The sequence below is a fragment of the Salipiger sp. CCB-MM3 genome, assembly GCF_001687105.1.
Lineage (GTDB): Bacteria > Pseudomonadota > Alphaproteobacteria > Rhodobacterales > Rhodobacteraceae > Salipiger.
Window position 1 is genome coordinate 82,600 of record NZ_CP014598.1, and the last position, 12,846, is coordinate 95,445.

Sequence of the window (12,846 nt, forward strand, 5' to 3'; positions counted from 1 at the left end):
GGAACTGGTCACCCGCCCCTACCCCAGAAGCCCCGGCTTCAGCGCATGGGTCAGCGCCGCGCCCGCCTCGTAATAGCCGCCCATGACGCGGGTGAACCGCTCCGAATAGCCCTCGACGGGCGCGATGGGCAGCGCCGCCTCAGACCCTTCCAGAAGCGCCTCGGCGGCGGCGGTGCCAAAGACCGTTCCCGGCGCGATCCCCCGCCCGGAATAGCCGAAGATCGACAGCGCCGACGACCCAAGGCGCACAATCTTCGGAACATGGTCGCGGGTCATGGCGATCTGCCCCCGCCACGCATGTTCAAAGCCGATATCCGCAAGCTCGGGGAACACCCGGCGCAGCTTGCGCCGCGCCCAATCGCCATGCAGCGCGCGCGCCGGGCCCTCGGCGTCTCCCATGCCGCCCAGGATCAGCCGCCCGGCGCGGTCGATGCGGAAGGAGGACATGACCAGCGCCGTATCCCAGCACCCCTCGCCCCCCGGAAGCACCTTCTCGCGCAGCGCCTCCGGCAGCGGCGCGGTGGCAAACTGGCTGTAGCTGACGGTGACGAAGCTGGGGCGATAGGCGGCGGGCAGCCCCTCATGATAGGCGTTGGTGGCAATCAGCAACCGCGCGCCGCGCAGGCGGTGGCCATTGCAGCGCAGCTGCCAGCCCGAACCATCCCGGCTGATCTCGCTGACCTGCGCACCCTCGAAAATGCGCGCCCCAGCCGCCGCGGCCGCGCGGGCAAGCCCCCGGCAATAGGACAGCGGCTGCACCGTGCCCGCCCGCGGGTCGAGAAGCGCGCCGTGAAATTCGCCCGAGCCGCTGCGCCGCTGCGTCTCTTCGGCGTCCAGCAGCTGCACCGGCGCACCGATGCGGTTGCCCTGCCGGAAGCGGCTCTCCAGATCGGCCACGCCGGAAGGCGCATGTGCCAGATGCAGGGTCCCGGCCCGCGTCGCCTCGCAGGCGATGTCCTCACGGTCGATCAGCGCAAAGACCCGTTCAGGCCCCTGCCCCAACTCCTCGATCAGCCGCCCGCCCGCCGCTTCGCCCATCTGCGCGATGATCTGATCCGGCGGCAGCCAGAGGCCTGCGTTCACCAGCCCCACGTTGCGCCCCGAGCCGCCGTGCCCGATCACATGCGCCTCAAGCAGCACCACGCTGGCCCCGCGCCGCGCTGCCTCCAGCGCCGCCGCGCAGCCGGTGAAGCCGCCGCCGACGATGATCAGCTCGGCACTCAAATCCTCCGCCAGAGCCGCGCCGGAAAACTGCTCCTGCGCGCTGGCGTGCCAAAGATTGCTGCGGGGAAAATCTGCCATGGCTTCCGTCCGTTAACTGCCGCCTCGGCGGGCCTGCCAAATCTTGCGACCCGCTCACGGCAACGTCCAGTGCAGATTGCGCATGAGGCAAGACCGGATGCGCATGACGGCACATCTCCCCCGGGATATTTGAGCCAAGAGGAGCGGCGGGGTGGGGCGCGGGTCCGCGCCTTCCTCTTGGCAGAAATATCCCCGCCGGAGGCAGGCCGGAGCGTGCCGCGGGCGGGGATATCGGGCAAATAGCGCCGCGTCTCAGCCCATGCGTTCCGAGCTGTAGCTGCCCGGCGAGGCGGGGAAGACCACGGTCTTGTCGCCGTTGATGAAGACCCGGCGGTGGGCATGCGCGTGGATGGCGCGGGCGAGCACCTGCGCCTCGACGTCGCGGCCCAGCGAGACGTAATCCTCGGGCGATTGCGCATGGGTGACACGCACGATGTCCTGCTCGATGATCGGGCCCTCGTCGAGGTCGGCGGTGACGTAATGCGAGGTCGCGCCGATCAGCTTCACGCCACGCTGATAGGCCTGCTTGTAGGGGTTGGCGCCCTTGAAGCTGGGCAGGAAGCTGTGGTGGATGTTGATGATCCGCCCCGACATCTTGCGGCACATCTCGTCGCTGAGGATCTGCATGTAGCGCGCCAGCACGATGAGCTCGGCGCCTGCGTCCTCGACCACCTGCATGATTGCCGCCTCGGCCTGCGGCTTGTTCTCCTTGGTGACCTTGATGCAGTGGAAGGGGATGTCGGCGTTCACCACCACCTTTTGGTAATCCATGTGATTGGAGATCACCGCAACGATCTCCACCGGCAGCGCGCCGATGCGGCAGCGGTAAAGCAAATCGTTGAGGCAATGGCCGAAGCGGCTGACCATCACCACCACTTTCATTTTCGCCGCCTCGTCGTGGAAGGCGAAATTCATGCCAAAGCTCTCGGCCACGGCGGCGAAAGCCTCTTCCAGCGCGGCGATCTCGGCGCCGGTCTCGCTGCGGAAGCTGACCCGCATGAAGAAATTCCCGGTGGCCAGATCGTCGAACTGGGCGCTGTCGGTGATATTGCAGCCCTGCTCGGCCAGAAAGCCGGAGATGGCGGCGACGATGCCGCGGGTCGAGGGGCATTGCACGGTGAGGGCGTAGGAGGACATGGGGGTCTCCGGTCGATCGGATCGGCCGCCTTGCAGCGGTATTCTGGTTTCGGCTCAGTCAGCTGTGAGGCGGGCGGCGGCACTTTCGAGCGCATGCCAAAGGCTGTCGGCGGCGGAGCGCATGCCCCAGATCAGCAGCCGTGTCTCGGAGTGCCGCAGCATATAAACCGCCATATGGTGCAACATGCTGCGCGTGGCCCGGCCCGGCGCCAATGCCTCTGGCGGCAGGTTCACGAGCCGCTCTAGAAACCGCTCGGCAGCGATGGGCGTGCGGCAGTCCATCTCGATGGCGACCCAGCCGTCGGTCTGTTCGGTGACCGAGCAGCCGGGCGCGGCGGCACAAAGCGCTGCGGCGAAATCCTCCTCTGCGCGCTCGTCCGCCATAACCATCCACTGACCCGGCCCGGTCCAGAAGGCGGCGGTTCCGCCCGAGGTCACCATGCCGCCCGGTCCCGGCAGCGCGAGGCCGAAGACCTGCGGAGCGGTGCCGCCCTTGCGCAGCGCAAGCGACGCGAGGGCAATGTCGGGGCGTTCGGTGAGGGTGAGCGCCGCAAAGCTCGCGCGGCGCGGCGCCTCGGCACCAAGCGCCGTGAGGGGGATGAGATCAGCCACGCAGACGCTCTCCTTCGGGATCAATGAAATGCGCAGGGACGACGCGCAACTCGGCGCTGTTGCCCTCGAGCGGGTTGGCGGCAAGGATCACCTCGCCGGTGCGGCTGTCCCCATCTTCGAGGAACCCCAGACCGATCGAACTGCCCACATGCGGCGAGAAACAGGCCGAGGTGACCCAGCCCTGATCATGTGCCATGTCCTGCGCCGCGCCCTTGGTGAACAGATGCGCGCCCGGCACGACCTTGGCCTCTGGGTCCACCGGCTGCAGTCCGACCAGCCGCCGTGTGTCGCCCGCGAGCCCCTTGCGCCGCGACATGACGGCACCGATGGAGTCCTTCTTCTTCGACACCATCATCCCCAGCCCGATCATCGCCGCCGTGGTCTGCCCGTTGAGTTCAGCGCCCGCCGCGTGGCCCTTCTCGATGCGCAGCACGCCGAGCGCCTCGGTGCCATAGGGGGTGACGCCCAGATCGGCGCCCTGCTCCATCAGCCGCTGCATCAGCGCATGGCCATAGCGGGCGGGCACGGCGATCTCATAGGCCAGCTCGCCGGAGAAGGAGATGCGAAAGAGCCGCGCGCGCAATCCTCCGCAGACGGTGAGGGAGGCGCAGGCCATGAAGGGGAAGGCCTCGTTCGACAGATCGAAATCATCCACGATCCGCGACAGCAGCTCGCGCGAGCGCGGCCCCGCCACGGCGATCTGCGCCCAGGCATCGGTGGTCGAGATGATCTGCACGTCGAGCTCCGGCCAGAGACACTGCCGTGCGAATTCCATGTTGCGGAAGACCAGCCCGGCGTTGCCGGTGGTCGTGGTGACCACATAGTGATCCTCGGCCATCCGTGCGCAGGTGCCGTCGTCGTAGAGATGCCCGTCCTCGCGCAGCATCAGCCCGTAGCGGACGCGGCCGACCTTCAGCGTGCCCATCATGTTGGAATAGACGCGATTGAGGAATTCCCCGGCATCGCGGCCCTGCACGTCGATCTTGCCCAGCGTGGTCACGTCGCAGAGGCCGACGGCGCTGCGCACCGCCTTCGCCTCGCGATCGACGCTTTCGCGCCAATGGGTTTCGCCGGGGCGCGGGAAATACTGCGCCCGCAGCCACGGCCCGACCTCGACGAAGGCCGCGCCCTGCGCCTCGGCCCAACGGTGGGTCGGGGTCAGGCGTGTCGGGCGGAAGTCCTTGCCCGTGTCGCCGCCGCCGAGGACCGAGAGCGAGACGCCGGTATAGGGCGGGCGGTAGATGGTGGTTCCGGTTTCGGCGACGCTCTTCCCGGTCAGCTCGGCCATCACCGCGAGCGCGGTGACATTGGCGGTCTTGCCCTGATCCGTGGCCATGCCGAGCGTGGTCCAGCGCTTCAGGTGCTCGACGGGGCGCATGTTCTCCTTGTGGGCCAGCGCGATGTCCTTGACCGTCACGTCGTTCTGGAAATCCACCCAGGCGCGCGCCTTGCCCGGCACGTGCCAAAGGGCGGTCTGGCGCAGGGGCCTGTCTTCGGCTTTGGGCAGGCGGGGGAGCGCCGCGCTGATCCCAAGCTCCGACAGGGCCGCCTGCGCCGCCCGCGCGCCATCCCCGAGCGCGGCAGAGGTCGAGCCGCGCCCGGCACAGGCACCGGCGGGAATGACGCCCTGCGGCCCGCCCTCGCCCGGCACGAAGGCCAGCAGCTGCTCGTTCCAGACCGGGCGTCCGCGGTGGTGCGAGGCAAGATGCACGTTGGGGTTCCAGCCGCCCGAGACGCCAAGTGCATGGCATTCGAGCCAGTCGGCGCGGCCGTCGCGGGTGATCTCGATCGAGCTCAATCCCAGCCGCCCGTGCGTGCCGGTGACCTGCGCCCCGGCAAAGAGCTGGTAGTCGCCGAAGCGCGGGGCATCCGCACGCGGGTCGATCACACCAAGGACGTTGGCCCCCTTCGCAATGAGGTCGAGCGCGGTGCGGTGGCCGTCGTCAGTGCTGGTGAAAATGGCAATCCGGTCCTGCGGCTTGGTCACTGGCAGCGCCGCCCAGCGGTTGGCATAGGCGCGCATGGCGCCCGCGAGCATGATGCCCGGACGGTCGTTGCTGGCGAAGGGGATATGCCGCTCGGTCGCGCCCGCCGCCAGCACGCTGCGCTTTGCAGTGATCCGCCAGAGCGTCTGGCGCACGCGCGCGCCGGGCTCGGGCAGATGGTCGGCGACCCGCTCGACCGCGCCGAAAATACCGTGGTCATAGGTGCCGAAGACGGTGGTCCGCGTCAGGATGCGCACGTTCGGCAGCGCGCGCAACTCGGCCTCGACCTCAGCCACCCAATCGCTTGCGGGTCCGCCGTCCAGCGGATCGCTCTCGGCCAGAAGGCGCCCCCCGAGGCGGAAGTCCTCATCGGCCAGCACCACCTGCGCGCCTGCCCGCCCGGCGGTCAGCGCCGCGGCAAGACCCGCCGCGCCGCCGCCGATGACCAGCAGGTCGCAATGCAGATTGGCGCGGTCGTAGGCGTCGGGATCGGCCTCGCCCGAGAGCGCGCCAAGGCCCGCGGCGCGGCGGATCATCGGCTCGTAGAGCTTCTCCCAGAAGGCGCGAGGCCACATGAAGGTCTTGTAGTAAAAGCCCGCCGCGAAGAAGGGCGACAGCAGATCGTTCACCGCCAGCGCATCGAAACCGAGCGGACCGATGTGGTTCTGGCTGCGCGCTGTCAGCCCGTCATACAGCTCGGCCACGGTGGCGCGGGTATTGGGCTCGGCGCGGGCGCCGGTCCGCAGGGTGACAAGGGCGTTGGGCTCTTCGGACCCTGCGGAGACCACGCCGCGCGGACGGTGATACTTGAAGCTGCGGCCCATGAGGCGCACGCCATTGGCCAACAGCGCCGAGGCAAGCGTGTCGCCGGGGTGGCCGGTGTAGCTTTTGCCGTTGAAGGTGAAGGTCAGTGTCTGGCTGCGGTCGATCAGGCCGCCGGGGATGCGGGTCATTCTTGGGCTCCCTTGCGCGCCAGCGCCACGTCCGAGGCCAGTTCGGCCTTGATGATTTCATGGGTCAGCGTGTTGCGGGTCACCACCAGCCAAGAGCGGTCGCCCTGCTCGTGGAACCACAGCTCGCGATGGACCCCCGCCGGGTTACCGCGCAGGAAGACATAGTCGCAAAAGGCAGCCTCCGCGCCCTCTCCGTCGGGCGAGGGGCGATCCAGCAGCGCGGCGTCGCCAAGATAGGTGAACTCCTGCGCGTCGCGCGGACCAAGAAGCGGGTGCGGGATCAGCATCGTGTCACCTCAATGCAGGTTCGGCTGGGCGCCTGCGCCCTTTTCGTCAATCAGATGGCCGCGCGCGAAACGGTCGAGGCGGAAGGCCCCGGCGGTCTCATGCGGGCGGCCCGTCGCCAGCAGATGCGCGAAGGCGTAGCCCGACGCCGGGGTCGCCTTGAAACCGCCGTAGCACCAGCCTGCGTTGAGATAGAGCCCGTCCACAGGCGTCGCGTCGATGATCGGCGAGCCGTCCATCGACATGTCCATGATGCCGCCCCAGCTGCGCAGCAGCCGCGCCCGTCCGATCATCGGCATCAGCGCCATGCCGCCCTCGGCCACATCCTCGACCACCGGCAGATTGCCGCGCTGCGCATAGGAGTTATACCCGTCGATGTCGCCGCCGAAGACCAGCCCGCCCTTGTCGGACTGGCTGATGTAGAAATGCCCGGCACCGAAGGTGATCACCGTGTCGATCAGCGGCTTCAGCCCCTCCGACACGAAGGCCTGCAGCACGTGGCTTTCGATCGGCAGGCGCATCCCGGCCATTTGCATCACCCGGCTGGACGAGCCCGCCACTGCCACGCCGACCTTGCCCGCGCCGATGTAGCCGCGGGATGTCTCGACGCCCATGACCGCGCCGCCCTCGATGCGGAACCCGGTGACCTCGCAGTTCTGGATGATGTCGACGCCGCGCATATCCGCGCCGCGCGCATAGCCCCAAGCCACGCCATCATGCCGCGCGGTCCCGGCGCGGGCCTGCAGCAGCCCACCCTTGATCGGGAAGCGCGCGTTGTCGAAGTTCAGATACGGCAGCCGCGCGCGCAGATCCTCCGGCCCCAGAAGCTCGGCGTCCGCTCCGGCCAGCCGCATAGCGTTGCCGCGCCGCCGGTAAGCATCGCGCTGCGCGTCGGAATGAAAGAGGTTGATGATCCCGCGCTGGCTGACCATCGAGTTGAAATTGGTCTCCTGCTCGAGATTTTCCCAGAGCTTCATCGAGAACTCGTAGAAGGGCTCATTGCCCGGCAGCAGGTAGTTGGAGCGGATGATCGTCGTGTTCCGCCCGATGTTGCCAGAGCCAAGCCAGCCCTTTTCCAGCACCGCCACTTTCGCCTGCCCAAAGGTCTTGGCGAGGTAGAAGGCCGTGGCCAGACCATGACCGCCGCCCCCCACGATAACGAAATCATAGGCCGCTTTCGGCTCGGGATCGCGCCAGAGCGGTTTCCAGCCTCTGTGGCCGGTGAGGGCTTCCTTGATGACGCGAAGGCCAGAGAATTTAGGGCCGGACGATCTAGAGCCGGAGAATCTCATGCGCGTACTCCTTGTTGCGTTGCAAAATGACAGGAGTGCTGCCGAAATCCGGTTCCATAGCAGCCGAATTTGTGACATTTCAGGACATACCACGACAGAAATTGGCGCCATCGTGTCCCGCAGATCCCCCGCCCGCCGCATCGGCTTTCTCTTCACCCCCGATTTTGCGCTGATGTCGGCGGCCTCGGCGGTCGAGCCGCTGCGCGCCGCCAACCTGCTGAGCGGACGGGATCTTTACGAGCTAATCTTTCTCTCGTCCGAAGGCGGATGGCTGCGCAGTTCGGTGCTGGGCGGTTTCGAGACGCGCGCCCTCAGCGAGATGCCGGGCCAGCTTGATCTGCTGTTCGTGGTCTCGGGCGGCGATCCGATGCAGGCGACCGATCCCGCCACGCTTGCCGCGCTGCGCCGTCTCGCCCGGCAAGGCGTGCCGCTGGGAGGCATCTCGGGCGGTGCCACGCTGCTTGCCGCCGCCGGGGTGATGCAGGACCGGCGCTATACCATCCACTGGATGCATGTGGACGAGATGCGCAGCCTCTATCCCGAGGCGATGATCGAGCGCCGCCTCTTCGTCATAGACCGCGACCGCTATACCTGCGCGGGCGGCATGGCGCCGCTCGACATGATGCACGCCCTGATCACCGCCGAGCATGGCGCCGAACTGGCGCGCGCGGTCAGCGACTGGTTCATCCATACCGGCATTCGCAGCGCCGAGGCCCCGCAGCAGCAAAGCCCCGCGCGGAGCCTTGGGGTCACCCACCCGGCGCTGGAGGCAATGCTCGACCTCATGAGCAGCCATATCGCCGACCCGCTGACGCTGGAGGACCTCGCCAAGCTCAGCGGGGTCAGCACACGGCAACTCGAACGGCTGTGCCGGGCGCAACTGGGGCAAAGCGTGATGGCCTTCTACCGCGGGCTGCGGCTGGACAAGGCAGATGAGATCCTGCGCCGCTCGAGCCTAGGCATCGACGCCATCGCGCAGGCCACCGGCTTTGGCGAGCGCAGCCCGTTCAGCCGCGCCTTCCGCCGCCGTTTTGGCAGCAGCCCCGCCGCGCGGCGCAAGGCTACCCGCGGTTAGCCGCCGTGCAACAGGTCGAGGAAAGCGCCGGTCACTCCCGTCCCTGCCTGCGCCTCGGGCCAGATCACCGACACGTCCAGCACCTCCGCCGCGCCCACCAGCGGCACGAAGTCGACCCCCTGCCCCGGCAGCGCGAGGCTTTCCGGCACCACGGTGAGCCCAAAGCCCGCCGCCACCAATCCGATCGCCATGGACGGCGACGAGCTGGTGCAGGCGAGCCGCGGCATGAAGCCCAGCACTTGCGCCGTAAGCCCCATGCCGTCCACATCGCCGCTGCCCGAATATCCGATGAAGGCTTCGGCGCGCAGCGCTTCGGGCGCGACCGGCCCCCGCGCCGCCAAGTCGTTGCCCTTTGGCGCTACGAGCCGCGGCGCAAACGTTGCCAGCTTTCGCGAACGCAAGCCGTCGCGCACCGGCCCCGAGAGCACCGTACTGACCGCTGCGTCCAGCTCGCCGCGCAGCAGCGCCTCGGTCAGCTCCGTCGGATGGCCCTCCACCGGCGTGATCTCGACCCTCGGGTGCGCCTCGCGCATCCGCGCCACCACATCGGACAGCACCCCCGAAAACACCGCATTCGCCGAAAACCCGAGCCGCAAGTGTCCGATTACCCCGCGCGCCGCGTCACGCGCGACCTGCGCGGCGAACTCTGCCTGCGACAGCACCCGCCGGGCCTCTGGCAGAAACTGCGCGCCTGCCGGGCTGAGCGACACCTGCCGCCGCTCGCGCAGAAAGAGCGTCGCGCCCAATTCTGCCTCCAGCGCGCGGATCTGCATCGAGAGGGCCGGCTGCACGATATTGAGCCGCGCCGCCGCGCGACCAAAATGCAGCTCTTCGGCGAGCACGGTGAAATAGCGCAGGTGACGCAGCTCCATTGATCACTCCAACTGATCATAGGGTAAAAACTCGATATTAGAACTGATCAACGGCGCGCGGTAGGTGCAACCCATAGAGAATTGATGAGGTATCGATATGGGTTTTTCACGCAGAGCCTTCTTGGGCCGCGCCGCACTTGGCGGGGCCGCCGCCGCGCTGACCGGAGACATGGTGCTTGCCGACCAGCCGCTGGGGATGCTGCCGCAGCCGGTGGCCACCGGCACGCTGCCGGGCAAGCATGAGCTTTACGCGCTGCGCGACGGCGAGGGCGAGTTCCATCTGATCGGCGGCCATGTCGCCACGCTGATCATGCGCCCCGAGGAATCCGCGGGCGATTGCACCGCCGCCATTCTCACCGGCGGCGTCGGCGCAGAGCTGCCCATGCATCGCCACGCCAAGACCGACGAGGCGATCTACGTCATGTCCGGGCGGCTGGAGCTTTACATGGATGGCAAGGCGCATCTGCTGACACAGGGTGATTACGCCTATGTCCCCGCGGGGACAGCGCATGGCTACCGCATGGCGGGATGGCGCACGCGGGTGCTGACGTGGTCGATCGGGGATGGGCTGGGTCAATTCTACCAAAGCCTCGGCACCCCCTTCAGCCGCCCGGTGCAGCCCGACCTCCCCGACCACACGATCGCTCAGGAGCGGCTCGATGCGGCCGCCGCAAGCGCCGATGTGGAATGGCTCGGCGCCCTGCCCGAGATGACGCCGGTTCTGGTCACCGCCACCGGCGTGCCGTCCGAGCGGGTGCCCTATGTGCTGCAAGACGGTGAAGGCGAGCGGCTGGTCGCCGCCGATCAGCTTTTCAGCTTCACCCAGACCGCCGCCTCGACCGATGGCGCATTTTTCGCGGTGCTCGATGAGGGCCCCGCGGGGCAGCCGATCCCATGGCACTACCACGAGCATCACACCGAGAATTTCTTCTGTCTCGAAGGGCAGATGACGCTCTGGGTGAACGGCACCGAACTGACGTTGCACCCGGGCGATTTCTGTCAGGTGACGGCGCGCACGGTACATAGCTACCGCCTAGACTCGCCCTATACCCGCTTCTACGGCTGGCTTGTGCCCGCGGTGTTCGAGCCGTTCTTCCGCACCATCGGCGATCCGACCGAGGCGCATGTCTTCCCCGTCGAGCCGCCCGCCTTCCGCTTTGATCGGGTGATGGCAAAGCTCGATGAGCTTGACCTGAACGTGCTGACCGTCAGGGACTGAGCTGCCAACTGACCGGCCAGCAGCGCGATCCCGCCTTCGGGCGGGATCGGACCTCTGGCGCTCAGAACCCCAAAAGCCCGGCCAGCGGCAGCAGCGCGAGCATCATGCCAAAGCTGCCCCAGCCGCCCGCATCGCCCTCCTCTTCCTCCGGCTCAGGTGCGTCCTCCTCCACCAGCGTCTCCGGCAGCAACATGTCGAGGGAGACCGCCGCTTCGATCTCCTCCGCCGCGCTCCCGTCGATCTCGGCCAGCACGGGCGCGAAGGCCTCGCTCGGTTGCAGGTCGCGGATCACCACCTGCATGATCTCGCGCGGGTCCAGATCGACCTCCAGCACGCCGTCCGCATAGACCTCTTCGGCATTGAGGCTCTGCACATCGGGCACAGAGCCGGTGTCTCCAACAGCCTCCCCCTCGGCCACGCCAAGCACGGTAATTTCCATCGCGCCGAAACCGCTCACCAGCCCCGACAGATCGAGATCCGACACGCTTGCCGCATCGCTTTGCGACATCAGATAGAGCACCATCTCGCCCGATCCGGCAAAGGCATGCACTGTCACCGCCCCAGCTTCGGCGTCGGTGTCGTCATCGCCGGCGACAAAATCCAACAAGGTCTTACCGGGCAGCGCGCTGGCCATCATTGCAAACATCTCGCCGGGCACCGTGGCGGCCTCGAAGGTAAACCCGGTCGACAGGGCGTTCGCGGTGTTCTGGATCAGCGGCCAGACATGCGCCTGATCGACCCCGGCGAGGATGAACTCCTCGACGATCTGCAGCATCTCCTGCGCCTGAAACAGCCCGTAGTCGCTTGCACGGTCGAGACCCTGTGTCGACTTGAAGTTCCACTCTGTGACATGGATCTCGAGGTGCTCGAACCCCGCGTGCTCGAGCCAAGTGTTCTGGATGGTCTCGAGCGCATAGGATCGGCTGGCCTCTGTCCCTCGGGCGTAGACATGGGTGACGATCCCGTCGAGCGCATCGCGCTCTGCCTCGGTCTCGAACCCCATCTGCACCAAGGCGTTGGTCACCTCGGACCAATTGACCTCGCCGCTGCCGCGGATATTGGCCTCGCTCAGCCCGGCATTGGGGTAGAGCGCTGTCAGATCGGCGATGACCTCCTCGGCGTCCCATCCCTCGTAGCTTTCGGAAAGGTTCGAGAACCCGTAGTTCTGCCCCATCTGCGCCAAGACGCGGATGCCCGAAGTGTCGATCCCCTGCACCTCGGCCACCAGCGCCAGTTCGTCGGCGATGATCTCGGCCATGTCCGTGGCGAGGCGACCGTATTCCACCGCCGTCATCTCGCCCGAGCCCCAGTATTCGTTGCCGATCTCCAGCGCCGCGATCTCTGCCGCGCCGTAGCCACCCGACGCGAGATCATGCACGAAGTCGCGCAGCACCTCCTCGTCGATATCCGGCAGGCGGTTGCCGGTCTCGTCGCGCACATCCGAAAGCTGGTCGCGTGTCGGCAGCACGATGGTCACCGCGTGGCCGGTCTGGGCGGCGTAGCCCATGAACTCCGACAGCGGAATGAAGGTGGTTTCCGCGCCGGTCATCGCATGGCTTGCCAGCGTCGCATCGGGATCGGCCAGATCGAAATAATACTCGGTCAGCGACCCGCCGGGATAGCGCAGGCCCGTGACCCCAAGCTGCGAGACCGCTTCGGCATAAGACCCCGTGCCGGTCATCTCGCCGCGCGGCGCGAGGATATTGCCTCCGAACAGCGCTGCGCCGACGGGCGCGCCGGTGGCCGCAAGGGCAAGGGGCAGACTATCGACCATGGCATTCTCCGGGCAAGTCGCCACGCAGGCAGGCCCGCAGCGGCACCAAGGTGCCGCAGGCCGCGCACGCTCAGCGAAGATCAGGAAAACCGGGGAAAACTCGCTCGAACCGATCAGCCAGCGAGGCCGCGGATCGGACACAGGCCCGGCAGGCGGGCAAAAAGACGGGCGGGTACGCCGAAAGCGCCGGTCCCCGCGTCAGAGGGAGGCCGAATGGTCGCTCGTTTTGCGTGTATGCGTAGAGAGGCCGCAAAATCTGCGGCACCGTCGTGATTTGGAAAAGCTATTTTCTACTAGGCTGAAAGGCGCAAAACCCCACGGCGCCCTGCAATCTAGGGTA

10 protein-coding genes are annotated in these 12,846 nt (G+C 67.3%); 2 read left to right on the forward strand and 8 right to left on the reverse strand.

Annotation, left to right across the window (positions count from 1 at the left end):
• Positions 1–18 precede the first annotated feature (18 nt).
• From AYJ57_RS22280 to AYJ57_RS22305, 6 genes are all read right to left on the reverse strand, one after another.
• On the reverse strand, positions 19–1,302 hold the full coding sequence (locus AYJ57_RS22280; protein ID WP_066111210.1) for an NAD(P)/FAD-dependent oxidoreductase: 1,284 nt from the start codon (positions 1,300–1,302) through the stop codon (positions 19–21).
• A 252-nt stretch (positions 1,303–1,554) separates the two neighbouring features.
• Positions 1,555–2,439, reverse strand: coding sequence for a formyltetrahydrofolate deformylase (gene purU / locus AYJ57_RS22285; protein ID WP_066111212.1), 885 nt, complete (start codon positions 2,437–2,439; stop codon positions 1,555–1,557).
• Positions 2,440–2,493: 54 nt separating this feature from the next.
• Positions 2,494–3,051 (reverse strand): sarcosine oxidase subunit gamma, encoded by a 558-nt coding sequence (locus AYJ57_RS22290; RefSeq protein WP_066111214.1) that lies wholly within the window; start codon positions 3,049–3,051, stop codon positions 2,494–2,496.
• Complete coding sequence (locus tag AYJ57_RS22295) at positions 3,044–5,989, reverse strand: sarcosine oxidase subunit alpha family protein (protein WP_066111216.1); 2,946 nt, start codon at positions 5,987–5,989, stop codon at positions 3,044–3,046. Before AYJ57_RS22295 ends, AYJ57_RS22290 begins: the two co-directional genes overlap by 8 nt.
• The gene (locus AYJ57_RS22300; RefSeq protein ID WP_066111218.1) at positions 5,986–6,276 is read right to left on the reverse strand and encodes a sarcosine oxidase subunit delta; all 291 of its coding nucleotides are present in this window, start codon (positions 6,274–6,276) and stop codon (positions 5,986–5,988) included. The genes AYJ57_RS22295 and AYJ57_RS22300 overlap by 4 nt, the downstream gene beginning before the upstream one ends.
• Before the next feature lie 9 nt (positions 6,277–6,285).
• Positions 6,286–7,566 (reverse strand): sarcosine oxidase subunit beta family protein, encoded by a 1,281-nt coding sequence (locus tag AYJ57_RS22305; RefSeq protein ID WP_066111220.1) that lies wholly within the window; start codon positions 7,564–7,566, stop codon positions 6,286–6,288.
• A gap of 112 nt (positions 7,567–7,678) precedes the next feature.
• On the opposite strand from AYJ57_RS22305, the gene AYJ57_RS22310 reads away from it, so the two are divergent.
• Positions 7,679–8,641, forward strand: coding sequence for a GlxA family transcriptional regulator (locus AYJ57_RS22310; RefSeq protein WP_237220284.1), 963 nt, complete (start codon positions 7,679–7,681; stop codon positions 8,639–8,641).
• On the opposite strand, the gene AYJ57_RS22315 is transcribed toward AYJ57_RS22310, so the two are convergent.
• Positions 8,638–9,513, reverse strand: a complete 876-nt coding sequence (locus AYJ57_RS22315; RefSeq protein WP_066111222.1) for a LysR family transcriptional regulator — start codon at positions 9,511–9,513, stop codon at positions 8,638–8,640. The two genes, AYJ57_RS22310 and AYJ57_RS22315, sit on opposite strands and share 4 nt — an antisense overlap.
• A 97-nt stretch (positions 9,514–9,610) precedes the next feature.
• Between AYJ57_RS22315 and AYJ57_RS22320 the strand changes: the two genes are divergently transcribed.
• Positions 9,611–10,732 carry a quercetin 2,3-dioxygenase gene (locus tag AYJ57_RS22320; protein WP_083191471.1) on the forward strand — a complete coding sequence of 374 codons (1,122 nt, stop codon included), beginning with the start codon at positions 9,611–9,613 and terminating at the stop codon, positions 10,730–10,732.
• A 61-nt stretch (positions 10,733–10,793) separates the two neighbouring features.
• Here the strand turns inward: AYJ57_RS22320 and AYJ57_RS22325 are convergent, their stop codons facing one another.
• On the reverse strand, positions 10,794–12,506 hold the full coding sequence (locus AYJ57_RS22325) for a hypothetical protein (RefSeq protein WP_083191472.1): 1,713 nt from the start codon (positions 12,504–12,506) through the stop codon (positions 10,794–10,796).
• Positions 12,507–12,846 lie beyond the last annotated feature (340 nt).